Source organism: Mesorhizobium sp. CA6, assembly GCF_020165035.1.
In the GTDB taxonomy this organism is placed as follows: Bacteria; Pseudomonadota; Alphaproteobacteria; order Rhizobiales; family Rhizobiaceae; genus Mesorhizobium.
Genome location: NZ_JAIUHI010000021.1, coordinates 18587 through 44257 on the forward strand (window position 1 = coordinate 18587; position 25671 = coordinate 44257).

Sequence of the window (25671 nt, forward strand, 5' to 3'; positions counted from 1 at the left end):
GCGTGCAAACTCTCAATGGTGTGAGATTACTTCGTTGAAGGCGTCGAGATCGACGTAGAAAACCTTGGTGATCTCATCCAGGAGATGATCTTCGTCATAGCCTTGCGACATCAGGATGTTGATCGCGGTCATGATGTCGACGCGCTCGGTGAGGCGCCGCTTTTGGTAGTCCTCGACAAAACGTTCCATCGCCGTCCCCTGGCAAAATTCTTTTTGGACGCATTGACCGACAATCACTGCGGGGAAAGCTAGGTGGATTGGCTTGCGTGGAACTTGCGGACGGAGTCCGCGCCTTCCCCCCATTCGCAACTGATACGGAAAGCGGCCGACTCACCAAGGCCAAGAAAAGACTAGCATGCGGTATTCAACGCGCCAGAGCTCGGCCTGGCCAGCGGAGAGAAATACTGGGGTTGCTGCGCCTCGCGATGTCGACCGAAGTCGAGCAAACGATTCTAGACTGTCAGAAACTTCCGCACATCCGCCCGGTCCAGGTCTTCGGCGGGGCCGGTATGCACGATCTGGCCGCGATCCATGATGTTGACCTCGTCGGCAAGTTCCCGGCAGAAGTCGAGATACTGCTCGACCAGAAGCACGGCGATCCCCGCCTGGTCGCGGAGATAGCGGATGGCGCGGCCGATATCCTTGATGATGGACGGCTGGATGCCTTCGGTCGGCTCGTCGAGCACCAGGAGCTTGGGCCGCATCACCAGCGCGCGGCCGATGGCAAGTTGCTGCTGCTGGCCGCCGGAGAGATCGCCGCCGCGGCGGCCGAGCATCTGCTTCAAGACCGGAAACAGCTCGAAGACATAGGCCGGAATGTTGCGGTCGGCGCGCCTCAACGGCGCGAAGCCGGACTCCAGGTTTTCGCGCACCGTGAGCAGCGGAAAGACTTCCCTGCCCTGCGGCACGAATGCGATGCCCGACCGGGCGCGATCATACGCCGCGCTCCGGTCGAGCGCCTTCCCCTCGAAGGCAACGCTTCCGCTCGTCAGCCGGTGATGGCCGACGATCGATCTCATCAAACTGGTTTTGCCGACGCCGTTGCGGCCGAGCACGCAGGTAATCTTGCCGGCGCCGGCTTTCAGCGAAACGCCGCGCAGCGCCTGGGCGGCGCCGTAATGCAGCGTGGCATTGGAGACCTCGAGCATGGTCAGCCCCTTCTCCAGCGCTTCAGGAAAGCGAAATCGAAACGGTGGAAGGGAACCCGCCAGACCATGCTCACCGCCCCAGATAGACTTCGACGACGCGCTCGTCGGCCGAAACGAAATCGAGCGTGCCTTCCGACAGCACAGAGCCCTCGTGCAGGCAGGTGACCTTGACGCCGAGCTCGCGCACGAAATGCATGTCGTGCTCGACGACGATCACCGAATGGTCGCGGGCGATGTCCTTGAGCAGACGCGCGGTCTCCTCGGTTTCCGCATCGGTCATGCCGGCGACAGGCTCGTCGACGAGCAAAAGCTTTGGGTCCTGCGCCAGGAGCATGCCGATCTCCAGCCACTGCTTCTGGCCATGGCTGAGATTGGCGGCGAGCTCGCCGCGCTTGTCGCCGAGACGGATGATGCCGAGGATATCGTCGATGCGCCGCGTCTCGGCCGCCGAACGGCGATGGAACAGCGCGGGAAAGATCGAGCGCGGCCCTTTTAGCGCCAGCATGAGATTGTCCTCGACGCTGTGGCTCTCGAAGACGGTCGGCTTTTGGAACTTGCGGCCAATGCCCATCATGGCGATCTCGGCCTCGTCATGCCGCGTGAGATCTACCTCGCCGTCGAAGAACACCTCGCCCTCGTCCGGCCGCGTCTTGCCGGTGACGATGTCCATCATCGTTGTCTTGCCGGCGCCGTTGGGCCCGATGATCGCGCGCATTTCGCCCTTGTCGAGCACCAGCGACAGGTTGTTGATAGCGCGAAAGCCATCGAAGGAAACCGAGACGCCGTCGAGATAAAGGATGGTGTTCGACTTGCTCATGATCGTTCACTCCGCTGGCTGCGGCTCGGCGCCGGTGGCAGACCAGGCGCCGGGCGTCGTCGCCGCCGAGCGCATGATCTTCGGCTGCGGCGGCTCCTCGGGATCGGCGCCGGCTTCCGCCGCAAGCGAAGCTGAGCGCCGCGCCTTGGCCTGGCTGCGCCAGGCATCCCACATGCCGACGATGCCTTTGGGCAAAAGCAGCGTGACGGCGACGAACAGGCCACCCAGGGCGAACAGCCAGAATTCCGGCAGCACGCCGGTGAACCAGGATTTGCCGGCGTTGACCAGCAGCGCGCCGAGGATCGGGCCGACAATGGTGCCGCGCCCGCCGACAGCGGTCCAGATCACCACCTCGATCGAGTTGGACGGCTCGAATTCGCCGGGATTGATGATGCCGACCTGCGGCACGTAAAGCGCGCCGGCGATGCCGGCCATGATAGCCGAGACCGTGAAGGCGAACAGCTTGACGTTCTCCGCCCGCCAGCCGAGGAAACGGGTGCGGCTTTCGGCGTCGCGCACCGCCATCAGGAGCTTGCCGTATTTTGAGCGCACGATCGCAGCGGTGACGAAGACGGCGAGCGCCAGCGTAACGGCGCTGGCCGCAAACAGCGCCGAGCGCGTAGCGTCGGCCTGGACGCTGAAGCCGAGTATATCCTTGAAATCGGTCAGGCCGTTGTTGCCGCCAAAACCCATGTCGTTGCGGAAGAAGGCGAGCAGCAGCGCATAGCTCATCGCCTGGGTGATGATCGAAAGATAGACGCCGGTGACGCGGCTGCGGAAGGCGAACCAGCCGAAGACGAAGGCGAGCAGGCCGGGCACGGCCAGCACCATGAGCGCCGCGAACCAGAAATGATCGAAGCCGTACCAGAACCAGGGCAGCTGCTTGTAGTTCAGGAACACCATGAAGTCCGGCAGGATGGGATTGCCGTAGACGCCGCGCGAGCCGATCTGGCGCATCAGATACATGCCCATCGCATAGCCGCCAAGCGCGAAGAAGGCGCCGTGGCCGAGCGAAAGGATGCCGCAATAGCCCCAGACCAGGTCGAGCGCCAGCGCCAGCAGCGCGTAGCAGAGATATTTGCCAATCAGCGCCACGATGTAAGGCGGGATGTAGAAGGCGCTTTGCGGCGAGACCGCCAGGTCGAGCAGGGGCACGATGATGGCGGCGGCCAGCAGGACGAAGATGGCAATGCCGATGCGGCGATCGGCGGAAAGGAAGCGCTGCGCGATCATGCTTCCACCGCCCTGCCCTTCAGCGCGAACAGGCCGCGCGGACGCTTCTGGATGAACAGGATGATCAGCACCAGAACGACGATCTTGCCGAGCACCGCGCCGGCATAGGGCTCGAGGAACTTGTTGATGATGCCGAGCGAGAAGGCGCCGACCAGCGTCCCCCACAGATTGCCGACGCCGCCGAAGACCACGACCATGAAACTGTCGATGATGTAGCCGCGGCCGAGATTGGGCGAGACATTGTCGATCTGGCTGAGCGCCACGCCCGCGATCCCGGCGATGCCCGAGCCCAACGCAAAGGTCAGCGCGTCGACCCAAGGCGTCCTGATGCCCATCGAGGCGGCCATGCGGCGGTTGGCGGTGACGGCGCGCATCTGCAGCCCCCAGGGCGTGCGCTTCATGACGTAGAGCAGCACACCGAACACGGCGAACGCGAACGCCAAGATCCACAGCCGGTTCCAGGTGATGGCCAGCTGGCCGACATCGAACGAACCCGACATCCAGGACGGATTGCCGACCTCCTGGTTGGTCGGCCCGAAGATGGTGCGCACCGCCTGCTGCAGGACCAGCGAGACGCCCCAGGTGGCCAGAAGCGTTTCCAGCGGGCGGCCATAGAGGAGGCGGATGATGCCGCGTTCGATTGCAAGGCCGACCAGCCCCGCCACAAGGAAGGCGAGCGGCAGCGCGATCACCAGCGACCAGTCGAACAGGCCCGGAAACGAGGTGCGGATAACTTGCTGGACGACGAAGGTGGTGTAGGCGCCGAGCATCACCATCTCGCCATGCGCCATGTTGATGACGCCCATGACGCCGAAGGTGATGGCAAGCCCGATCGCCGCAAGCAGCAGCACCGATCCCAGCGAAATGCCGTACCAGATGTTCTGGCCCGCATCCCACAAAGCCAGCTTGGAGTTGATCTTGCCGATCGCGGCGGCTGCCGCCTCCTTGACCGCGCCCTGGGCGTTCGCCTCAACTGAGGTGAGCAGCGAGAGCGCGTCGCGATCACCACGCGCGGCGACGACCGAGATCGCCGCGAGCTTATCGGCTTCGGGCTTGTCGGAAACCAGAACCGATGCCGCGCGCGCCTGCTCGAACAGGGCCTTGACGCCGGGATCGATTTCGGCGGCGATTGCGGCATCCAGCGGCCCGATGTTCGCCGCATCGGGCGTCTTGAACATCGTCATTGCCGCGGCAAGACGCACGCTTGCGTCCTTGGCGCGCAAGGTCAGCGTACCTAGGGCATCGCGGATCGTGCGGCGCAGGCTGTTGTTGACCTTGATCTTGGTGAGATCGGCCTTGGCCGCTTCGGCGGCGTTCTCGCCGCTCAGCGGATCGAGCAGCTCGATGCTGTCGCCGCTCTCCTTGCCGACAAAAACCTGGGAATCGGCCTTGCGGATGTAGAGATTGCCGTCGGCCAGCGCCGAAAGCGGCCGCTCGACGGCGGGATCGCCGCTCGCGGCAAGCTCGCGCACGACGGCCTCGGTAGCCGAGAAGCCGGCTGCAGCTGCGAATTTGCCGATCGATGCGCGAAGGTCGGCCTCAGCCGCCTTCGACGGCGTCAGTCCAGCCATCGTCAGCAGCAACATCAGACCAATTGCGCGCAGCAGCAGCATTGTCGTCTTCAAGCAGCTTTCTCAAGCAATTCCAGGAAAAGTGTGAAGCGGTTTTCCGTCCGGAATTGCGCAAAACTTAGGTTTCAGGGATCTTGCCCGGGCGGGTCAGGAACCTGCCCGGGCGGCGGTCTCGGATCGCGGGGCCACTCCGCGATCCGACAGACCTGGGATCACGGACCGGGATCAGTTGGTGCCCTTGCCGCCGCACTTTCCGGTGGCGACGTTGAAGTTGCCGCAGGACAGAGGCGCGCGCCAATCGGAGATCAGGTCCTTGGAATCCGGCAGGTAGTCGGACCATTCGTCGCCCATGACGAGGCCGGGCGTTTGCGAGACGGTCTCGAACTGGCCGTCGGCCTGGATCTCGCCGATCAGCACCGGCTTGGTGATGTGGTGGTTGGGCATCATCGTCGAATAGCCGCCGGTCAGGTTCGGCACCGAAACGCCGACCATGGCGTCGATGACCTTGTCCGGATCGGTGGTGCCGGCCTTCTCCACCGCCTTCACCCACATGTTGAAGCCGATATAGTGGGCTTCCATCGGGTCGTTGGTGGTGCGCTTGTCGTTCTTGATGAACTTGTGCCAGTCGTCGATGAACTTCTTGTTCGCCGGCGTGTCGATGCTTTCGAAGTAGTTCCAGGCGGCGAGATGGCCGACCAGCGGCCCGGTGTCGAGACCGGCCAATTCTTCCTCGCCGACCGAGAAGGCCATGACCGGAATGTCCTCGGCCTTGACGCCCTGGTTGCCGAGCTCCTTGTAGAACGGCACGTTGGCGTCGCCGTTGACGGTCGACACCACGGCCGTCTTCTTGCCGGCCGAGCCGAATTTCTTGATCGCCGAGACCTCGGTCTGCCAGTCGGAGAAGCCGAACGGCGTGTAGTTGACCATGATGTCCTCGGCCGGCACGCCCTTCGACTTGAGATAGGCTTCGAGGATCTTGTTGGTGGTGCGCGGATAGACATAGTCGGTGCCTTCAAGCACCCAGCGCTTCACCGAGCCGCCGTCGGCGCTCATCAGGTAATCGACGGCCGGAATGGCCTGCTGGTTCGGCGCCGCACCGGTGTAGAAGACGTTGCGCTCGCTCTCCTCGCCCTCATACTGGACGGGATAGAAGAGGATATTGTCGAGTTCCGAGAACACCGGTAGCACCGATTTGCGCGACACCGAGGTCCAGCAGCCGAACACGGCCGCGACCTTGTCCTTGGAAATCAGCTCGCGCGCCTTTTCGGCGAAGAGCGGCCAGTTGGACGCCGGATCGACCACCACGGCTTCCAGTTTCTTGCCGAGCAGGCCGCCCTTGGCGTTTTGCTCGTCGATCAGCATCAGCATGACGTCTTTCAGCGTCGTCTCCGAAATCGCCATGGTCCCCGACAGCGAATGGAGGATACCGACCTTGATCGTGTCTTCAGCCGCCTTGGCGGAAGCGGAGGCCAGCAGACCAGCCGCGACGACGCCGGCGGACAGGATTTTTGTTATTTTCGCGAAATTACCCCTCATATGACACACTCCCAAGCTGGTTGTTTTGCATCGCAATATTAGCGGTGCAAGCGACGTGCCAGATAGGAATGCGCTGAACTGATTTTCGCGATAACGCAGTGATTACAGCCGGTTATATGATAGCCGAGCAACTGTCGCTGCTACTGCAACGCGGCAGGATTGAGAAAAGTTTACGCACCTCTGCCTATATTTTGCCCAAATTGTGAAAATGCCTATGATTTCACCACATAGGCAAGGATAGCTTTGTCGACGCTGTTGCGGGCTCATGGCGAAATGGGGCAAGGTCGCCGTGCAAACGAGCGACGTTATGGCCCTGCGAACAATCCTGGCTTTCCTGCTTTTTGTGTCCGCCGCCGGCGGCGCCCGCGCCGATTTTGCCGACGGCAAGCTGCCGGACGGCGTCTATCACTGCGAGGTCTACCTGCTCGGCCTGTTCCTCAACCTGGGCGACATCACCATCAAGGGCAGCCTCTATAGCGGCCCGGTGACCTTCGGCGCCGCGCCGCCGCCTTACAATTACCAGATGAATCCCAATGGCGAGATCACCTGGCTCGGTCCGCTCGGCGGCTACACCAGCGGCGGCAATTCGATCTCGATGACCCAGGCGACCTTGGATGACCCGAGCGGTCCTTCGTTCGACATCATCATGAAACAGCAGGACGGCGCCTTCACAGCCTCGACCTGCACCAAAAGATAGCCCGCATAAAAAAGGCGCGGAACCCGTTTGGGTCCCGCGCCAGCAGGCAGTCGGGAGGTCAGATCGTTTTCGCCGACATCTGGGCGGCGATGTAGTCAGCCTGGCGGATCGCCAGCGTCACGATGGTCAGCGTCGGGTTCTCCGCAGCACCCGTGGTGAACTGGCTGCCGTCTGAGATGAACAGGTTCTTGATATCGTGCGACTGGCCGTGCTTGTTGACGACGCCGTCCTCCGGCTTTTCGCTCATCCGGTTGGTGCCGAGATTGTGGGTCGAAGGATAAGGCGGCGTCGGGAAGGTCCGCGTCGCGCCGACCGCGGCGTAGAGCGCCTGGCCTTGGCTGTAGGCATGGTTGCGCATGGCCTCGTCGTTCGGATGGTCATCGAAATGGACGTCGGCGATCGGCATGCCGTGCTCGTCCTTCTCGTCCTTGTGCAGCGTGATACGGTTCTCTTCGCGCGGCATGTCCTCGCCGACGATCCACAGGCCCGCCATATGGTCGTAATGGTCGAGCGCCGTGGTGAAGGAGCGGCCCCAGCCGCCGGGATTGAGGAAGGCCGCCATGAATGGCAGGCCAAGCGACAGCGTCTCCATCTCATAGCCGCCGACGAAGCCACGCGACGGATCGTGGCGCGCCTCGTCGCGGATGATGCCGGCCATGGTGGTGCCGCGATACATATGCACCGGCTTGTCGAAGATGGCATAGACCGAGCCGGTGGTGTGGCGCATGTAATTCTTGCCTACCTGTCCCGACGAGTTGGCGAGCCCGTGCGGGAATTTCGATGATTCCGAGTTGAGCAGCAGGCGCGGACTCTCGATCGAATTGCCGGCGACGGCGACGATGCGGGCTTTCTGCTCCTGCAGCTTGCCGTCCTTGTCGGCATAGACGACGCCGGTCACCTTGCCTGAAGCGTCATGATTGATCTTGATTGCCATCGAGTTCGGCCGCACCTCCAGATGCCCGGTCGCCTCGCCCTTCGGGATCTCGGTGTAGAGCGTCGACCATTTGGCGCCCCATTTGCACCCCTGGAAGCAGAAGCCGGTCTGCTGGCAGGAATTGCGGTCGTCGCGCTCCACCGAATTGATGGCCATGTTGCCGGTATGGCATTCCTTGTAGCCGAGCTTGTCGGCGCCGGCCTTGAGCACCTTGAAATTGTTGTTGCCCGGCAGCCGCGGCCAATTGTTGGTGCCGGTGACACCCATCTTGGCTTCGGCCTTGGCGTAATACGGCTCCATCTCGGCCAGCGTCACCGGCCAGTCGAGGAGGTTGGCGCCCTTGACCTTGCCGTAGGTCGTGGCCGCCTTGAACTCGTGCTCCTGGAAGCGCAGCGAGGCGCCGGCCCAGTGCGTGGTCGAGCCGCCGACCGACTTGACGATCCAGGCCGGCAGGTTCGGAAAATCCTTGGCCACGCGCCAGTCGCCCGAAGTGGTGCGCTTGTCCTTCCAGGCGAGCTGGGCGAACGACTCCCACTCGTCGTTGATGAAGTCCTCATATTCGTGGCGTGCGCCCGCCTCGAGGATGACGACGTCGATGCCTTTCTGGGCGAGCTCGTTGCCGAGCGTGCCGCCGCCCGCGCCCGAGCCGATGATGACGACCACGCCGTCATTGTTGAGATCAAATTGTGCTGCCATGGTTTCCTCCCATGAAATCTGTCGAAAAGCGGTTCGTGGCAGAGCGGCTCAGAGCCACTCGATGTCGTTGAAGCCGCGCGCGATGTAGCCGCCCTTGGAGTAGGACTCGCCCTCGTAACCGAAGATCGGCCACACCTCCTTCTGGTTGTAGAGGCTGACCACAAGCCCGCCGCGCACCGCCTGGAAGAACGGCGTCTTCTCGATACCGGTGAGGAGCGCCACCCTCTGCTCTTCCCAGCCAAGCCCGCGATAGCCGCCCTTGCCTGCCTTCTTGTCGAGCTCGGCGATGCCTTTCTCGATCAGCTCCTTGTGGGCAGGGTCCTTGGCGGCCGTCTCGTCATGGCCCTTGACGGCAATGGCGTAATATTTGTCCGGCACCTGGTCGTGCGGGTAGATGTCGCGCGCCACCTGGATCAGCGTCGCCATCGTTTCGGGCTTCAGCGCCGAGGTTTCGAGACCCCAGGCGTGTTCGGGGCTGATGACGGCGCTGCCGGAGATGATGAGCAGCGCGCCCGCGCCGCCACATTTCAGAAGCTCGCGCCTAGATAGTCCGGCTTTCCTCTCGTAACCCGGTTTCTTCTCGTAGACTGTAACCATGATTTTCCTCCCTGCTTGCTGTTCGCACCCCTGAGAGTGCCGTTGCTGGCGCCGCGCCTCTCCGCGGCGTATCCTTATTGGAAGCGCCCTCCCCGCTGCAGGACCTCGATCTTGTAGCCGTCTGGATCCTCGATGAAGAAGAAGCGGGCGATCAGCGCCCCGTCGTGATTGAACTCGACAATCTTCTTCGGATTGAGACCGAGCGCGCCGATCCGGTCGTGCTCGCTGTCGAGATCGGCGACCGAGACGGCGAGATGGCCGTAGCCGTCGCCAAGCGCGTAGGGCTCGGTACGTCCCTTGTTGACGGTCAGCTCCACCTCGAAGGGCGAACTGGCATTGCTGAGATAGACGAGCGTGAAGGTCTCGAAATCGAGCCGCTGGGCGACCTCGAGGCCGAAGGCCTTGTTGTAGAAGTCGACGGAGCGCGCTTCGTCGAGAACCCTGATCATGGAATGGATCGTCTTCGCCAAATCGGACTCCGTGAGCTCTCATGCTTTCGAAGCCGATTATGCGCGCCGGCGAAAAATGGTGGTGGCAGCCGATTACCACGCGTGGAGCAGGAAAACGGCTAGTGTCGCTCCAATTTTAAGGACGAAAGTCCGATTGCCGTCGGCGGCTATCGGATCGAAAATGACCAACGCAGGCAGTGTTCAAAAAAGGCGCCAGCCAACCCAATCGGCGCCCAAGACAAACAACAACGGGAGGTACCGATGTGCAGAGTCTTCGCCGGGCAGGACCCGGAAGGCTACCGGCAGATCAACAGGTCGATCCGCATCGACGGCCATTCGACCAGCATCCAGCTCGAAGCGACATTCTGGGGTCTTCTTGACGAGATCGCCGACAGCCAGGGACTGACGACGCCGAAATTCATCTCGAAGCTGTATGACGAGGCGATCGAGATCAACGGCCAGATCCCGAACTTCGCTTCCATGCTGCGCACGACCTGCGCGCTCTATTTGCGCGGCCATCGGCCCAGCGCCGAAGACCAGGCCGCATTGAAGCAGGAAGCCGCCTAACTGCTCTCGACTGCGACTTCGAGCGCCAGCCGGGTCATGTCGGTGAAAAGCGCCTGGCGCTCCGAATCGTCGATCAGCTCGCCGGTGGCGACATGGTCGACGACGGTCAGCAGCGACAGCGCTCCAGCGCCGAACTGTGTCGCAATGCGATAGAGCGCGCTGGTTTCCATATCGACGGCCAACGCCCCCAGCGCCATCGGCTCGTCAAACCGAGCGCGGCCATCGGGATGGTGGAAGACGTCGCTGCAGATCGTCAATCCGGCGCTGCAGGCGATACCGAGATCGGCGGCGCATTGCAGCGCCCGCGCATGCAGCGCCGGGTCCGGCCCCGCCGGCTGGTAAAGCCCGAACACTTGCCCGCTGATTGCACTCTCGGCCCGCACCTCGCTGGAGATGACGACGCCGCGCAAAGGCACGTCTTCCGACAAGCCGCCGCATGTGCCGGTGCGGATCAGCGTTTTGACGCCGTAATACTCCATCAGCTCAAAGGCATAAATCAGGAAAGACGGCGCTCCTATCCCGGTCGCCTGGATGCTGACCGGCTTGCCGCGGAACCGGCCGGTGAAGCCCAGCGCGCCCCTTCGGCGGTTCACGCAGCGCGGCGCCTCGAGAAACATCTCCGCCATCCATTGCGCGCGCTCGGGATCGCCCGGCAACAGCACCGTTTCGGCATAGTCCCCCCGGCCCGCCTCGATATGCGGCGTCACGCGCTACCACCCCTGATAGACCCATCCGGCGACCATCATGGCAGGACTGCCGCAATGCGCAAGCTCTGGCTTATTTAGAGCAATCCAAGGAAGCGCTGAACGCCCTAGGATTCCAGCACGTCCTTGACGATCGTCGCCAGTTGCTTGAGCGAGAACGGTTTCGGCAGGAAACCGAAATGCGCCTGGGCCGGCAGGTTCTTCGCAAACGCGTCCTCGGCATAGCCCGAAACGAACACGAACTTGATGTCCGGCTGGCGTTTGCGCAGCTCGCCGAGCAATGTCGGCCCGTCCATCTCCGGCATCACCACGTCGGACACCACGATATCGACCTTGCCGCCGAGCGCCTCGAACACTTCAAGCGCCTCGACGCCGGACGACGCCTCGTGCACGGTATAGCCGCGCGAGGTCAGCGCCCTGACGCCGCCCATGCGCACGGCATCTTCGTCCTCGACCAGAAGCACCGTGGCGGAGCCGGAAAGATCTTTTGCGGTATCGGCGGTCTTGGCCGGAGCAGTCGCCGCTGTCGACGGCGCCTCGCCAGGCTCGGCCTGCTTCTTCACCTCGGCGATGTGGCGCGGCAGGAAGATACGGAACACCGTGCCCTTGCCGACTTCGGAATCGCAGAAGATGAAGCCGCCGGTCTGCTTGATGATGCCGTAGACCATCGACAGGCCGAGGCCGGTGCCCTTGCCCACTTCTTTGGTTGTGAAGAAGGGCTCGAAGATCTTTTTCAGCACCTCGGGCTCAATGCCGCTGCCGGTGTCCTCGACGTCGACGAGCACATAGTCGGCCGGCGTCAATTCGCGGTAGGCGAAGGATTTGCACTCGTCGGCGGTGACGTTGCGGGTGCGCACGGTGAGATCGCCGCCGCTCGGCATGGCGTCGCGCGCATTGACGGCGAGATTGACCACCACCTGCTCGAACTGGCCGATATCGACCTTGACCGGCCACAGGTCGCGTCCGTGGTCGATCTTAAGCTTGATGTCGTTGCCGACGAGGCGCGCGAGCAGCATTCTGAGATCGGCCAGAACATCGGTCAGGTTGAGCACTTCCGGCCGCAGCGTCTGCTTGCGCGAGAAGGCGAGCAATTGCCGCACGAGCGAGGCCGCCCGGTTGGCGTTCTGCTTGATGTTCATGATGTCGGGGAAGGACGGGTCCGACGGCCGGTGATTGGTCAAGAGAAGGTCGGACGCCATGATGATGGCGGTCAGCACGTTGTTGAAGTCGTGCGCGATACCGCCGGCGAGCTGGCCGACTGCCTGCATCTTCTGGCTCTGCGCCATCTGGCCCTCGAGCGCCTTCTGCTCGGTGGTCTCTACCGCATAGACGATCGCCGCCTCCTCCGCGCCTTCGCTGCCCGCGCTGTCGGCGACGGCATTGACGTAGAAGCGGATGTGGCGCTCCTCATTGCCGGGCAGGACGGAATCGATCGGCTCGATATTGGCCTGCCGCTGCCGGGCCTTCTCGAAGGCGGCGGCGAATGCCGGCCGGTCGCGCTCGTGGACAATGGTCTCGAACCGCACCCGCCGGTCGACGGCGTCGCGGTCGACCACGGACGAAAACAGCTGTAGGAACGGCGCGTTGGTGCGCAGGATGCGTCCGCTCGCATCGACGCCGGCAATGGCCATCGGCGTCGAGTTGAAGAAGCGGGTGAAGCGAACCTCGGAGGCCCGCAGCTCCGCGGAAGCGTCCTCGCCCTGGGTGCGGTTGAGCACGATCGTGCGGGTCGGGCCGTTCACGCCTTCGCGGCTTGCCGAAACCCGGTGCATGAAGCGCACCGGCAGCGCCTGGCCGCTCATCGTGGTGAGGTCGAGGTCGATGACGGCGTTGCGTGTGGTGCCCGGATCGGCCTTGACCGAACGGACCAGCGCCATGCCGTCGCCGGCGATGATTTCCGGCAGCGTGATGGCGCCCGGCGTGAAGGAGGCAAGGTCGATGCCCAGCCACTCGGCGAGCGTGGCGTTGATATAGGTGACGCGGCCTTCCTGGTCGGCCGAGAAGAATCCGGCCGGCGCATGGTCCAGATGGTCGATGGCTTTCTGCAGGTCGAGGAAGAAACGCTCCTGCTCCGCCCGTTCCTGCGAGATGTCGGCCAGCTGCCAGGCCAGCATCGGCAGCCTTTGCCCGGGCATGCTGAAGGCGCGGGCGCGAGCGCGGTACCAGCGCGCGCCCGGCTCGGCGCCTGGTTTGATCGACTGCGCCAGCCGGAACTCGCCGTCGCCGGCCTGGCCGTCGCGCAGGCCCGACGCCAGCCGGTAGATCGTCATCGAGGCCTCGGGAACATCCGACAACAGCCCTTCGACGGTCTTGAGATCGGCGGCCGAGGCAGCGCCCGTCATGTCTGCATAGGCGCGGTTGGCGTAGACGACGCGGCCCTTGGTGTCGGTGACCAGCAGGCCCTGCGACATGGAGTCGACGAAGGCTTTCGACAATTCGTCGCCGGTCGACCGCGGTGCGATCTGCACGAAGCCGATCGCGGTCGCGAACAGGAAACCGACGCCGATCATGGCGAGCACGCCGAGCATGCCGAGCAGGAAAGGATCGCCGAGGCGCTCGCGGAAAAGTCCGAAGACGATTGCGGCGCCGGTCAAGACGACGATGAAGACGATGAGCCTAGTGACGGCGCCCGGACGCGTGTTCTGGTCGACGATCGGTACCGGATAGAAATCGCCGCGCGCTTCCTTGGCCATGTTCCCCCTGCTCGTGATTCCGGTGTCCGACGGGCACGGACGGCCGGTTGAATCACATTCTCCTGTAGCGGAAAAGGCCTCGGCGGCAAATGTCCGATAAAATCAACGATTCATGTTTCAAACTGTTCACGATGGGTGATGTGAACTTGCGGTCGCTGGTCCCAACGGTCTAGTGTTCCCTGACTTCAAAGATGGCGATTGGGGTGCACCGATGCAGTGGCTGGATAATGTAGCGGGCCCGGGTTATGTCGCTGCAATCCTGTGGACGGTAGCGGCTCTTATCATGCTGGTTGTCGTCCTGCTCGCCATCAAGGTGGTCCGCAACCTGACGTTCGGCACCTTCGTCGCCGGCGGCAGGAACCGCAAGACGCGGCTTGCCGTGATGGATGCCACCGCTGTCGACAGCCATCGCCGGCTTGTCCTGGTGCGCCGCGACGACATCGAGCATCTGATCCTGATCGGCGGGCCGACCGATGTCGTGGTCGAGCGCGACATCAGGCTGGCGGCGCTGCGCCGCCCGGCATTGACGGGCGACGCCGGTCAGCAGCAGACAGGAGTTGCGCAACGCCCGCGCGCGCCGCAACCGGCGCCCGCACCCGCGCCCAAGCCGGCGGCGCCTAGCCAGCCGACGGCGAAGGTTATGCCGCTGCCGGGCTACGGAACGACGAACGGCAGCACCCGATATGCGCCGCCGCCCCCGAACGATTCCATCGACGACACGCTGATGCACGAGCTCGAGACCTCTCTCGACGAGACGCATTTCCAGCCGGCACCCAGCAAACCGGCGGCCAAGCCTTCGCTCGATGACGAGATGACCAAGCTGCTTGGCGAGTTGGGTAGCCACAAGCGCTGACCGGCCACCGGCGCAAACGAGCCTTTCGCGCCTTTGTCGGCAAAGACAATGGGAGCGCTGAAAACAAAAATGGCCGGAATTCCGGCCATTTTTGATGTTCCTGCCTGTTGGATCGCGTCAGTCGTCGCGATAGACCTTCTCGCGGCGTTCGTGACGCTCCTGCGCCTCGATCGATAACGTCGCGATCGGACGCGCATCAAGCCGCTTCAGAGCGATCGGCTCCCCGGTCTCCTCGCAATAGCCGTAGGTGCCTTCGTCGATGCGCTGGAGCGCGGAGTCGATTTTCGAGATGAGCTTGCGTTGGCGATCGCGGGCGCGCAATTCGATGGCACGGTCTGTTTCGGAGGAGGCGCGATCGGCTAGGTCGGGATGGTTGGCGTTTTCCTGCTGCAGGATTTCTAGGGTTTCGCGCGCTTCGCGCAGAATGTCGTTCTTCCAGGTGATAAGCTTTTGACGGAAGTACGATTTTTGCCGTTCGTTCATGAACGGCTCGTCTTCGGAGGGTACGTAATTGGCGGTAACGATATCGTTCATTCGACTCACCCAACAACCCCAAAATTTGGCGCCTATATATTCGGGGAAAAGAGCCTGCACAAGCGCTATCGGCGACAGTTTCACGCAATTGTTAATCTTGCATCGGCAACTCCGGCGACAACGTTGTTCAACGGCAGAAAACGAATTCGCACATGATTCGTTGCAGTTGCCGGCCGACCATTGTGCATGACATCGTTCTGGTGACTAATCGCGCTTTGTCACGAAGGCAGCGCCATGGGGGTCCGGTTGAGCAGACTTTATCTGTTGCGGCATGCCAAAGCCGGCTGGGCGCTGCCCGGCATGCGCGATTTCGACCGCCCGCTCGACGAATCGGGCATGGCCGATGCCGAAGCGATCGGAGAGGCCATGCGGGCCCGCAACTATGTGCCGGACGTCACCCTTTGCTCCAGCGCCAAGCGGGCCAGGCAGACGCTGGAAGGCTTGGCGGGGCGCACCGACACCGGCCGGGTGCTGTTCTTCGACACGCTCTACAGCGAGGATGCGGCAGGCTATCTGGAGATCATCCGCAAAAATCGGGACGCTGGCCAGCTTCTGGTGATCGGCCACAACCCCATGACCGAAGATCTGGCCATGGCGGTGTCCGGAAATGGCGAGCAGACGGCGCGCGGCATGATGAATCACGGTTTTCCGACCTCCGGCCTTGCCGTGGTTCGCTTTCCCGGCAACCTTGCCGAAGCGGCCCAGGGCAATGGCTATCTCGAAGCTTTTCTCACGCCGGCCGACCTCTGAGGCCATTTCAAACGCGCGGTGCAGGGCCTATATCGGGCGCTGACGCGCAACCAGAGGCCTGATTTGGCATCATCGCTGACCAGTTTTACCGATGAGGCGAGGATTGCGCTCGACACGTTGTCGGGCCGCGCCGCCGGGCTCTTCTCTCCGTCAATGCGCCTTGGCGTCACCGGCCTGTCGCGCGCCGGCAAGACGGTGTTCATCTCCGCCCTCGTCCACAATCTCATTCATGGCGGTCGCCTGCCGCTGTTCGAGGCGCAGAAATCCGGCCGCATCGCCCGCGCCTTCCTTGAGGAGCAGCCGGACGATGCCGTTCCGCGTTTCCAATATGAAGACCATGTCGCGGCTTTGGTGAACGAGCGCGTCTGGCCCGACTCGACCCGCGCGATCTCCGAGCTCCGGCTCACCATCGAATATGAGTCGGCTTCCGGCTGGAACCGGTTGTTTTCAGCCGGAAAACTGTCGGTCGACATCGTCGACTATCCCGGCGAATGGCTGCTCGACCTACCACTGCTCGGCAAATCCTTCGCCGATTTTTCGCGCGAGGCGGTCGAGTTGGCCGCCCTGCCCGTCCGCTGCGACTTGTCGCAGGCCTGGCGTGAGTTGGCCTCCACCATCGATCCCGATGCCGACGCCGACGAGATGACCGCCCGGCGATTGGCCGAAAGCTTTGCCGCCTATCTCAAGGCCTGCAAGCTCGACGACCGCGCGCTGTCGACGCTGCCGCCAGGCCGCTTCCTGATGCCGGGCGATCTCGAAGGCTCGCCGGCGCTCACCTTCGCGCCGCTGATGACGCTGTCGCAAGGCCGGCCGCGCTCCGGATCGCTACGGGCGATGATGGAGCGCCGCTACGAGGCCTATAAGACGCATGTCGTCAAACCGTTCTTTCGCGAGCACATCGCCCGCCTCGACCGGCAGATCGTGCTGATCGACGCCATGCAGGCGCTCAATGCCGGCCCGGCCGCGATGGCCGATCTGGAGCGCGCGGTGACCGAGATCCTGTCCTGCTTCCGGCCCGGACGGGGCAATTTCCTGACCGACTTCTTCTCGCGCCGCATCGACCGCATCCTGGTGGCCGCGACCAAGGCGGACCATTTGCACCACGAAAGCCATGACCGGCTGCAGGCGATCGTGCGCCGGCTGACCGACCGGGCCGTCGCGCGGGCGAATTTCAGCGGTGCCGCCGTCGATGTCGTCGCCATGGCGGCGGTTCGCTCGACCCGCGAAGGCACGGTGAAGCGGGGGCGAGAGACACTCCCCGTCATCATCGGCACGCCGCTGAAAAGCGAGACGATCAACGGCGAGACATTCGACGGAAAGGCCGAAACCGCCATTTTCCCGGGCGATTTGCCGGAAAAGGTGGATGCCGTCTTCGACGTTTCCGGATCGCAGGTGGACAGCGCCGAACCGGCGATCCGCTTCGTGCGTTTCCGCCCGCCGAAGCTTGAACGCACCGCCGAAGGCGTCACGCTGTCCTTGCCGCATATCCGGCTCGACCGCGCGCTGCAGTTCCTGATCGGAGATCATCTGGCATGACCGCGCCCCGCAAACCGGCGGCCTTCCGCATCGAGCCTGAGACCGAGGCGCCGCCGCAACCACAGCGAAACAGCGCCGCCGAGGAGCCGCCGGCGCGCAGACCACGTGCCGCGAGGGCTGATGTAGCGGTCGTGATCCCCTCGGAAGTCGACGTCTTCGACGAGCCGGATATCGAGGCCGCGGTCCCGCCGCCGGCGACAGCGCCGAGAAAGCGCTCGCTGTTGTCCCGGCTGTTCTTCGGCGCTCTCGGCGTGCTCGTCTCGCTGGCGGTCGGCCTTTGGGCCGACCAGCTGATCCGCGACCTGTTCGCACGCGCCGAATGGCTCGGCTGGCTGGCGGCCGGCATGGCGGCGATCGCGCTGCTCTCGCTGCTCGTCATCCTGATCCGCGAATTCCTCGCCGTCGCCCGCCTTGCCGAAGTCGAAAAGATGCAGAAACGGGCCCTGGATGCCGTGGCGCGCGACGACCCGAAGGCGGCGCGCGCCTTGGTCGACGAGCTCTCGGCTTTCGTCGCCGCAAAACCCGAGACCGCCGCCGGCCGCCGTTCGCTGGCCGAATTGCGCGGCGAGATCATCGATGGCGCCAATCTGGTGCGGCTGGCCGAGACCGAGATCCTGTCGCCTCTCGATGCCCGCGCCAAAGTCATGATTCTGGAGGCGGCGAAACGCGTGTCCCTCGTAACGGCGGTCAGCCCGCGCGCGCTGGTCGACATTGCCTATGTCGTGTTCGAAGCCGGGCGGCTGATCCGGCGCCTCTCCGAGCTCTATGGCGGCCGCCCAGGCACGCTCGGCTTCTTCCGGCTGGCGCGCGGCGTGCTCGCGCATCTGGCGGTGACCGGCTCGATCGCGGTGGGCGATAGTTTCGTGCAGCAGATCGTCGGCCATGGGCTTGCCGCAAAACTCTCGGCAAAACTCGGCGAAGGCGTCGTCAACGGCATGATGACGGCGCGCATCGGCATCGCCGCGATGGAAACCGCCCGCCCCTTGCCGTTCATCGCCGTGAAGCGCCCGGGCCTCGGCGATTTCCTTTCGGCGCTGACGTCGTTCGCGGCACGAAAGGACGGCCGGGACGACCGATAAGGTAAACGCGCGACCCATCGCGGGTGACGAAGCATTAACCAATCTTCTGCATGGTCGGTCCGGTCCCAAGAATAGACTCTTTCGTGCCGGGTGTCGTCGATGAGAAGCGTGATCCTGTCCTGCGTCCTGCCTGCCGCCATTGCGATCGTCGCGCCGCTCGGCCTCGTCGAAAAGGCCCTTGGCGCAGAGCCGGACAAGCAGTTTTTTCGCTCCGTCGAAGGCAGATGGGTCGGCCCCGGCGAGATCATCGCCGGCAAGTACAAAGGCACCAAATTCACTTGCGATTTCAATGGCTCGACGCCCGCCAGCAAGCTCGGCATGACGCTTGACGGCGGCTGCAGGGTCGGCGTGTTCACGCAAAAGATGTCCGCCAGCGTCGAGCGCAAGGGCCGCGATGGCTATCGGGGCACCTTCATGGGCGGCTCGACCGAAAGCGGCATGGACATTGTCGGCGGCAATGTCGTCGACGCTGAGAAGGTCGTTTTCACCATCAACCGCAAGCAGTTGAACGGCGTCATGCAGGCGCGTGTCCCCGACGGCAATTCGATGACCGTGACGGTGGCCGTGCGCGTCGACAATCAGCTGGTGCCGGTGATCGGCATGAGCCTGAAGCGGGTCGATTCGGTCGAAGTCGGCGCCATCGCCAAGAACTGATCCGGCGCGGTTCCGGCAGTCCGCATCCGCCACCCCGCTACAAGACGGTTCAGGTCAAAGTCGGGAAGTGGCAGGCCACTTTGCGGCCCGGACGATATTCCTTCAGTTCCGGCCGCTCGGAACGGCACCGGTCCGCCGCGATTGGGCATCGCGGATGGAAGCGGCATCCGGACGGAGGCTTCAGCGGACTCGGCACGTCGCCGGTGAGGATGATGCGCTTGCGCGCGCCCGCACGCGTCGTCTCGACGATGGGAACCGCCGAGATCAGTGCCTGGCTGTAGGGATGGGCAGGTGTCGCAAAGATCTCTTCCGCCGGGCCCTCCTCGACGATAGAGCCGAGATACATGACCGCGATGCGCGTCGAGACCTGGCGCACTACAGAGAGATCGTGGGCGATGAAGATATAGGTGAGCTTCAACTTCTCCTGCAGATCGGCGAGCAGGTTGACGATCTGGGCCTGCACCGACACGTCGAGGGCGGAGACCGGCTCGTCCAGCACGACAAGGTCGGGGTTCAGCGCGATCGCCCGCGCTATGCCGACGCGCTGGCGCTGCCCGCCGGAGAATTCGTGCGGATAGCGCATCATATGGTCCGGCAACAGCCCGACCAGTTCGAACAGCTCCGCCACGCGCACGGTGATCTCACGCGCCGAAACCTTGCCGTGAATGCGCAGCGGCTCGGCGACGAGGTCGCCGACGCGCCGGCGCGGATTGAGCGAGGCCGAGGGATCCTGGAAGACCATTTGCAAGCGCCGCCGCAGCGGCCTGAGATCGGACAGCGACTTCGCGGTGATGTCGTCGCCTTCGAACAGAAGCTTGCCGTCGGTGATGTCGTAGAGCCGAACCAGGCAGCGCGCCAGCGTGGACTTGCCGCATCCGGATTCGCCGACAAGGCCGACAGTCTCGCCGCGCCGCACACTCAGCGAGACGTTGTCCACCGCATGGACCGTCCGCCTGCCCTCGGCGGAAAAGCGAGTGCCGATCGAAAAGCGTTTTGTCAGCGAACGCGTCTCGAGGATCGGCCGATCTGTATCTGTCATCAGCTCGCTCATGCCTGCGCCACCCGAAAGCACGCGGCGGCGTGCGCGCCCGCGCCGAGATCCGGCTTGCCGGCCTCGCAAGGCTCGTAGCGGACCGGACAGCGCGGGCCGAAGGCGCAGCCTTCCGGCAGCCGCAGCAACGACGGCGGCGAACCGGGGATGGCCGGCAGGCGGCGCGGTTTCTGGCCGGTCAGCGGCGGGATCGAGCCGAGCAGCGCGCGCGTATAAGGGTGTCGCGGATCGGAAAACAGCTCGGTGCGGGTGCCGCGCTCGACAACGCGGCCGGCATACATGACCATGACCCGGTCGGCGAGCTCGGAGACCACTCCCATATCATGCGTGATGAAGACCACCGCCGACTTGTGCTTCGCCCGCAATTTGCGCACGAGATCGAGAATGCCGGCCTGCACGGTGACGTCGAGCGCGGTGGTCGGCTCGTCTGCCACCAGCAGCGCCGGATCGCAGGACAAGGCCATCGCGATCACCGCCCGCTGCCGCATGCCGCCGGAAAGCTGGTGCGGATAGCGCGACATCGCCTCGTGCGGGTTGGGGAAATTCACCTCCGCCAGCAGCTGCTCGACGCGCTCCATCGCCTTGGACTTGCTGACACCACGATGCGCCCGGATCTGCTCGGCGATCTGCCAGCCGATGGTGTAGACCGGCGTGAGCGCCGTCATCGGGTCCTGGAAGATCATCGCGATCTCGTTGCCGCGCAGGCGCCTCAGCTCGCGCGGCGGCAGTCCCACCAGTTCGCGACCCTTGTAGCGGATCGAACCTTCGATGGTGGCGTTCGGGTCGGTGATAAGCCCCATCACGGCGAGCAGCGACACCGTCTTGCCGGAGCCGGATTCGCCGACGACGCCGAGGATCTCGCTTTCCTCCAGGTCGAAGGAAACGCCGTCGATGGCGCGAACCGGCCCATCATGGGTGCGGAAGGACACTTTGAGGTCGCGCACCGACAATATCATGAAGCCCTCAGGCGCGGATCGAGAAGGATGTAGACGAAATCGACCACCGCATTGGCGATCACCACGAACATGGACGCATACATGACCGTCGCCATGATCATCGGCAAATCGAGGTTCTGCAGCGCGTCATAGGTGAGCTTGCCGATGCCGTGCAGGCCGAACACGACCTCGGTCAGCAAGGCCGAGCCGCCCACCAGCGCGCCGAAGTCGAGACCAAACAGCGTGACGAAGGCGATCAGCGACGTGCGCAGCGCATGGCGAAACAGGATACGGGTCTCCGACAGGCCCTTGGCGCGGGCAGTGCGGATATAATCCTCCTGCATGGATTCGATGATGGCCGCGCGCAGCACGCGTCCGTAGATGCCGATATAGAGGATGGCCAGTGTGATCCATGGGATGACCAGCGTCAGGAACCAGCCTTTGGGATCGTCGGAAAAATTCTTGTAGCCAAGCGGCGGCACCCAGGAGAATGCCCAGCTGTCGTGATAGCGGCTCTGGGTGATCAGGTTCATCACCTCGCCCAGCCAGTAGACCGGCATGGAAATGCCGAGCAGGCCCAGCGCCATCAAAAGCTTGTCCAGCCAGCTGTCGCGGGTGGCCGCGGCGACGATGCCGATGATGATGGAGACGACCACCCACAGGACCGCGGCGCCGAACACCAGCGAAAGCGTGACGGGGATCGAATCCATGACGGCCGGCACAACCTTCCAGCCGCGGTTGACGAAGGAGGTCAGGTCGCCGGTGACGAAGATCTTCTCCATCATGCGTGTGTATTGCACGTAGAGCGGCTGGTCGAAGCCGAAGCTGTGGCGCACCGCAGCCAGCACTTCCGGCGACGCGTTGCGGCCGGCGATACGCGCGGCGGGATCGGCGCCGGGTGTGGCGAAGAAGATCAGGAAGACGATGACCGAGATGCCGAACATCACGAACAGCATCTGACCGAAGCGGCGAAGGATGGCATAAAACATCAGTCGCGCCCCAGCCGGACCTTGGAGCGCGGGTCGAGCGCATCGCGCAGGCCGTCGCCGAAGACGTTGAGCGCCATGACGGAAACGGCGATCGCCAGGCCAGGCACCAGCGCCACCAGCGGCCTTGTGTAGAGCAGCGCCTGCCCGTCCTGGATGATGGTGCCCCAACTCGCGGCCGGCGGCTGCACGCCGATCGACAGGAACGACAGCGCCGATTCCGTCAGCATGTTCAGCGCCATCATCAGCGGCACGAAGACGATCAGCGTGGTGGTGATGTTGGGCAGGATGTCGCGCCACAGGATGCGCCAGCCCGGCACGCCGAGATTGATCGCGGCGAACACGAACTCGCTGTGGCGCAGCGCCAGGACTTGGCCGCGGATCGGGCGCGCGACATAGGGTATATAGACAATTCCTATGATGATGATCGGCAGCCATAGGCTGCCCGACTGGATCTCGATCGGTCCGATCGCGATGCCTTGCGCGATGGTGACGATGGAAAGCGAGATCGCCAGCAGATAGATCGGAAACGCCCAGAGCACGTCGAGCAAGCGCGACAGCACCGTATCGGTGATGCCGCCGAAATACCCCGCGATCAGGCCCGCCATCGTGCCGACGATCAGCGTGAAGATGGTGGCCGCCCCCGAGATCAAAAGCGAGTTCAAGCCGCCATAGAGCAACCTTGCCATGACGTCCCGCCCCTGGCTGTCGGCGCCGAGGAAATAATTGCCGAGCCGCCAGGTCGGGCCGATCGGCGTGTAGCCAAGCCCCAGTCCCTCGGTCGACTGTTCCATCACCGGAACGTCGGCGCCGTCGATCTGGATGACGGCGTCGAGCGTCGAGGCGAACGGATCCGTGCCCGCCCATTTTGCGTAAAGCGGCGCGCTGAAACAGGCGAGGACGATGATGAGGAACACGGCCAGGGACGCCATGGCGGCCCTGTCCGTTGCCAGCTTCGCAAACGCGACGGCCCAGGGCCCTCGCGTCTTGCGCGGCATGGCGGCGACTTGGCTGGACACGATATGTGCCTTCCGCGGTTCGTTATTGCACCCAGGCCCCTTACTGCACCCAGGATTGGGTGATAATCCAGTTGAACTGCGGGTTGAACTTGAAATTGCCGATGCGCTTGCTGACGAAATCAAGCCGCTTCGGCGTGAAGAGGCCGACCGCCGGCGCCTTGTCGGTGACCTGCTTGTCGATTGCCGCCCACAATTTGTCGGCCGCCTTCTGGTCGGTCACGCCGAGGTCCAGCGCCTTCTGCATCTGGGCGTCGATATCCTTGTCGCAGAAGCCGGAAATGTTGATCGAGGCGTCCGAACCTTCGCGATAGGAAGCGCAGCTGAACAGGATGTTCAGGAAGTCCGACGCCGCCGGATAGTCCTTGTACCATTGGGTGACGGACATCTGCACTTTGTTGTTGGTGTTCTGGATATAGGTGAACTGCAGGTTGGACGAGATCGGCTTGACGTCGGCGACGTAGCCAATGTTGGTCAGCACGCTCTGCAGATAGACGCCGATGGAACGCGAAATGGCGGTGTCCTCGACGATGATGGTCACCTTCTGGCCCTTGGTGCCCGATTCCTCGACGAGCTGCTTGGCCTTCTCGACATCCGGAGCCGACCATTTGGCGCCCGGATTCTTGGTGAAGGGGCAATAGTCCTCATGTCCGGGGAAATCCGGCGGCAGGACCTGGCAGACCGGCGAAGCCAGCACCTTGCCGCCGAACAGCTTGACCAGCGTGTTGCGGTCGACCGCATAGGCGACGGCCTGGCGCGCCTTTTCATTGTCGAATGGGGCCATGCGGGTGTTCAGCGGCGCGTACCACCAGGCCGAAAGCGGCGAGATGTGCAGCTGGTCCATGGACTTGCTGCCGAGCTCGCCGAGGCGGTCGCTGGGCAGCGCGTCGAACATCCAGTCGGCTTCACCGTTCTGGATCGCCGTCACGGCGGCCTCTTCCGACAGGCCGAAATCATACTGCACGACATCCGGATAGCCGTCCGGCTGGGCTTCCTCGCTCCACAGCTTGAAATTGGGGTTGCGGGAAACCGTCATGCCCTTGTTCGGATCGAAGGCCGAGATCATGTAGGGGCCGGTGCTGGGGATCGGCTTGGAGCCCATATCTTCCGCCGGCGTGTCCGCCGGCAGGATCACGGCATGCGGCAAGGCAAGCTTGTAGAGGATCTCGGCGTCCGGCTTGGTGAGATTGAGGGTGATCGTGCCGGCCGTCTCGTCGGCGACGACACCGCCTTCCAGCGTGCAGCTCTTGGTATCGGCCAGGCATTTGTCGGCGCCAACGATGCCGGCATAGAAGGTGCCCGAGGTCGGCCCGGAAATCTTGAAGATGCGCTGGAAGGAGGCGACGACGTCCTTCACGCCAAGATCCTGGCCGTTGGAGAACTTGATGCCCTTGCGCAGCTTGAAGGTGAAGGTCTTGCCGTCATTGCTGACCGTGGGCAGCGCCTCGGCCAGGTCGGGAACGATGGAAAAGCCGTCGACGCCCTCGGCTTTGCGGAAGGCGACCAGGCCGTCATAGATCGGCTGGTACATTTGCCAGCCCTGGTCCGTGTAGTTGATATGCGGATCGAGCGTTCCGGCCGCCGATCGGGCGAGAAGGCGAATGGTGCCGCCGCGGTGCTCCTTGAGATATTCGGCCTGTGCCGGAGCGAGCCACGAGCCGGCCAGCAATGCGGCGGCCGACGCCGCCAAAAGCAGTTTCTTCATGTCGTCATTCCCCTTTTCTGTTGTCGTTGTCGTCCAGGAAGTCTCCCACCACACGCATGCAGAGTTCCTGCTCCTCGACATGCGGCATGTGGCTGGAATGCTCGAATATCTGCCAGCGCGATCCCTTGATGCCGTCCTTGAACGGCTGCACGGTCGCGGGCGTGGCTTCGTCGTGCCGGCCGGAGATGAGGAGTGTGGGAACCTCAATGGCCGACAGTCGGTCGATGACGCTCCAGCTCTTCAGCGTGCCGATAACGTGGAATTCGTTCGGGCCGTTCATCACATTGTAGACGGTCGGATTGCGCACGATCTGGGCGAAGGTTTCCGTCACCTCGGGCGGGAACGGCACGACCCGGCAGACATGCCGTTCGTAGAACCGCATCGTCGCTTCCTGGTAGGCCGGATCGTCCGTCGTGCCGGCCTGCTCGTGCTTCGTCAGCGTCTCCTGCACGTCCCTGGGCAGGTCGGCGCGCAGCCGGTTGGCCTCCTCGACCCAAAGCTTCATGGATGCCGGCGAGTTGGCGATGGTCAGCGACTTCAGGCCCTTCGGCCTGGTCACGCCATATTCGGCGCCCAGCATGCCGCCCCAGCTTTGACCCAGCACATGGAAGCCGCCACGGATGCCGAGATGGTCGACGAGGTTTTCCAGCTCGTCGATGAAGAGTTGGGGCGTCCAGAAGTCGGCGCCCTTTTCCGGCAGCAAGGTGGAATTGCCGCAGCCCAACTGATCGTAGTGGATGACGGCGCGGCCGCCTCGGGCAAGAAGCTTATAGGCATCGACGTAATTATGGGCAGCACCCGGCCCGCCATGCAGGATCACGACTGGGGCCTTGCCGGCATCGAGCGCGCCGCTGACCCGGTACCAGGTTTCATAGGCGCCGAACCCGGCCCGCCCTTCCTTGCTGACGATCTCGGACGGCATCCCGGCTC

The 25671-nt window shown here is 63.6% G+C and carries 25 protein-coding genes; 7 read left to right on the plus strand and 18 right to left on the minus strand.

Translation table 11 applies throughout. The features are described 5' to 3' along the window. Positions 1-12: 12 nt before the first annotated feature. From LB526_RS25605 to urtA, 6 genes are all read right to left on the minus strand, one after another. Entirely contained in the window at positions 13-189 is a 177-nt protein-coding gene (locus tag LB526_RS25605) for a hypothetical protein (protein ID WP_095765283.1), read from the minus strand. 263 nt (positions 190-452) lie between these two features. Further along, on the minus strand, positions 453-1148 hold the full coding sequence (gene urtE, locus LB526_RS25610; RefSeq protein ID WP_140841175.1) for an urea ABC transporter ATP-binding subunit UrtE: 696 nt from the start codon (positions 1146-1148) through the stop codon (positions 453-455). A 70-nt stretch (positions 1149-1218) separates the two neighbouring features. After that, the gene (gene urtD, locus LB526_RS25615) at positions 1219-1965 is read right to left on the minus strand and encodes an urea ABC transporter ATP-binding protein UrtD (protein ID WP_140841173.1); all 747 of its coding nucleotides are present in this window, start codon (positions 1963-1965) and stop codon (positions 1219-1221) included. Positions 1966-1971: 6 nt separating this feature from the next. Then, complete coding sequence (urtC, locus tag LB526_RS25620; RefSeq protein WP_224630224.1) at positions 1972-3198, minus strand: urea ABC transporter permease subunit UrtC; 1227 nt, start codon at positions 3196-3198, stop codon at positions 1972-1974. Next, positions 3195-4811: an urea ABC transporter permease subunit UrtB gene (gene urtB, locus LB526_RS25625; RefSeq protein ID WP_224630225.1), complete on the minus strand. Its 1617-nt coding sequence runs from the start codon at positions 4809-4811 to the stop codon at positions 3195-3197. Before urtB ends, urtC begins: the two co-directional genes overlap by 4 nt. 183 nt (positions 4812-4994) lie before the next feature. Next, positions 4995-6305, minus strand: a complete 1311-nt coding sequence (gene urtA, locus LB526_RS25630; protein WP_095765278.1) for an urea ABC transporter substrate-binding protein — start codon at positions 6303-6305, stop codon at positions 4995-4997. Positions 6306-6612: 307 nt separating this feature from the next. Between urtA and LB526_RS25635 the strand changes: the two genes are divergently transcribed. Next, a complete protein-coding gene (locus tag LB526_RS25635) occupies positions 6613-7002 on the plus strand; it encodes a hypothetical protein (RefSeq protein ID WP_224630226.1) in 390 nt (129 codons plus the stop codon). Positions 7003-7060: 58 nt separating this feature from the next. Here LB526_RS25635 and LB526_RS25640 read toward each other — a convergent pair whose 3' ends face one another. The 3 genes from LB526_RS25640 to LB526_RS25650 all read right to left on the minus strand — a co-directional run bounded on the left by LB526_RS25640 (position 7061) and on the right by LB526_RS25650 (position 9699). Next, positions 7061-8632, minus strand: a complete 1572-nt coding sequence (locus LB526_RS25640) for a GMC family oxidoreductase (RefSeq protein ID WP_224630227.1) — start codon at positions 8630-8632, stop codon at positions 7061-7063. A 48-nt stretch (positions 8633-8680) separates the two neighbouring features. Beyond that, complete coding sequence (locus tag LB526_RS25645) at positions 8681-9229, minus strand: gluconate 2-dehydrogenase subunit 3 family protein (protein ID WP_224630228.1); 549 nt, start codon at positions 9227-9229, stop codon at positions 8681-8683. 74 nt (positions 9230-9303) lie between these two features. After that, positions 9304-9699 carry a VOC family protein gene (locus LB526_RS25650; protein ID WP_224601306.1) on the minus strand — a complete coding sequence of 132 codons (396 nt, stop codon included), beginning with the start codon at positions 9697-9699 and terminating at the stop codon, positions 9304-9306. Positions 9700-9939: 240 nt separating this feature from the next. Here LB526_RS25650 and LB526_RS25655 point away from each other — a divergent pair, with 240 nt between their 5' ends. Then, positions 9940-10245 (plus strand): ribbon-helix-helix domain-containing protein, encoded by a 306-nt coding sequence (locus LB526_RS25655; protein ID WP_095765274.1) that lies wholly within the window; start codon positions 9940-9942, stop codon positions 10243-10245. Here LB526_RS25655 and LB526_RS25660 read toward each other — a convergent pair. Then, the gene (locus tag LB526_RS25660) at positions 10242-10952 is read right to left on the minus strand and encodes a DeoD-type purine-nucleoside phosphorylase (protein WP_224630229.1); all 711 of its coding nucleotides are present in this window, start codon (positions 10950-10952) and stop codon (positions 10242-10244) included. The two genes, LB526_RS25655 and LB526_RS25660, sit on opposite strands and share 4 nt — an antisense overlap. Positions 10953-11056: 104 nt before the next feature. Then, positions 11057-13642 (minus strand): cell cycle histidine kinase CckA, encoded by a 2586-nt coding sequence (cckA, locus tag LB526_RS25665; protein ID WP_224630230.1) that lies wholly within the window; start codon positions 13640-13642, stop codon positions 11057-11059. Between the two features lie 211 nt (positions 13643-13853). Here cckA and LB526_RS25670 point away from each other — a divergent pair, with 211 nt between their 5' ends. Next, positions 13854-14495, plus strand: coding sequence for a flagellar biosynthetic protein FliO (locus LB526_RS25670; RefSeq protein WP_224630231.1), 642 nt, complete (start codon positions 13854-13856; stop codon positions 14493-14495). 117 nt (positions 14496-14612) lie between these two features. On the opposite strand, the gene dksA is transcribed toward LB526_RS25670, so the two are convergent. Next, a complete protein-coding gene (gene dksA / locus LB526_RS25675; RefSeq protein WP_095765270.1) occupies positions 14613-15029 on the minus strand; it encodes an RNA polymerase-binding protein DksA in 417 nt (138 codons plus the stop codon). A gap of 246 nt (positions 15030-15275) precedes the next feature. On the opposite strand from dksA, the gene LB526_RS25680 reads away from it, so the two are divergent. The 4 genes from LB526_RS25680 (at position 15276) to LB526_RS25695 (ending at position 19048) form a co-directional block, all read left to right on the plus strand. Then, complete coding sequence (locus LB526_RS25680; RefSeq protein ID WP_095765607.1) at positions 15276-15779, plus strand: SixA phosphatase family protein; 504 nt, start codon at positions 15276-15278, stop codon at positions 15777-15779. Between the two features lie 63 nt (positions 15780-15842). Continuing rightward, positions 15843-17315, plus strand: a complete 1473-nt coding sequence (locus LB526_RS25685; protein WP_224630232.1) for a YcjX family protein — start codon at positions 15843-15845, stop codon at positions 17313-17315. Continuing rightward, on the plus strand, positions 17312-18394 hold the full coding sequence (locus tag LB526_RS25690; protein ID WP_224630233.1) for a YcjF family protein: 1083 nt from the start codon (positions 17312-17314) through the stop codon (positions 18392-18394). The genes LB526_RS25685 and LB526_RS25690 overlap by 4 nt, the downstream gene beginning before the upstream one ends. Positions 18395-18493: 99 nt before the next feature. Continuing rightward, a complete protein-coding gene (locus tag LB526_RS25695; RefSeq protein WP_224630234.1) occupies positions 18494-19048 on the plus strand; it encodes a hypothetical protein in 555 nt (184 codons plus the stop codon). Between the two features lie 49 nt (positions 19049-19097). Here the strand turns inward: LB526_RS25695 and LB526_RS25700 are convergent, their stop codons facing one another. The 6 genes from LB526_RS25700 to LB526_RS25725 all read right to left on the minus strand — a co-directional run bounded on the left by LB526_RS25700 (position 19098) and on the right by LB526_RS25725 (position 25663). Beyond that, positions 19098-20087, minus strand: a complete 990-nt coding sequence (locus LB526_RS25700) for an ABC transporter ATP-binding protein (protein WP_224630235.1) — start codon at positions 20085-20087, stop codon at positions 19098-19100. Positions 20088-20095: 8 nt separating this feature from the next. Continuing rightward, positions 20096-21055, minus strand: a complete 960-nt coding sequence (locus tag LB526_RS25705) for an ABC transporter ATP-binding protein (protein ID WP_224532029.1) — start codon at positions 21053-21055, stop codon at positions 20096-20098. Further along, complete coding sequence (locus tag LB526_RS25710; RefSeq protein WP_140542780.1) at positions 21052-22023, minus strand: ABC transporter permease; 972 nt, start codon at positions 22021-22023, stop codon at positions 21052-21054. Before LB526_RS25710 ends, LB526_RS25705 begins: the two co-directional genes overlap by 4 nt. Continuing rightward, positions 22023-23018, minus strand: a complete 996-nt coding sequence (locus LB526_RS25715; RefSeq protein WP_224602813.1) for an ABC transporter permease — start codon at positions 23016-23018, stop codon at positions 22023-22025. Before LB526_RS25715 ends, LB526_RS25710 begins: the two co-directional genes overlap by 1 nt. A gap of 61 nt (positions 23019-23079) precedes the next feature. Next, on the minus strand, positions 23080-24741 hold the full coding sequence (locus LB526_RS25720; RefSeq protein ID WP_224630236.1) for an ABC transporter substrate-binding protein: 1662 nt from the start codon (positions 24739-24741) through the stop codon (positions 23080-23082). A 4-nt stretch (positions 24742-24745) separates the two neighbouring features. After that, a complete protein-coding gene (locus tag LB526_RS25725; protein ID WP_224630237.1) occupies positions 24746-25663 on the minus strand; it encodes a proline iminopeptidase-family hydrolase in 918 nt (305 codons plus the stop codon). Between the last annotated feature and the right edge of the window lie 8 nt (positions 25664-25671).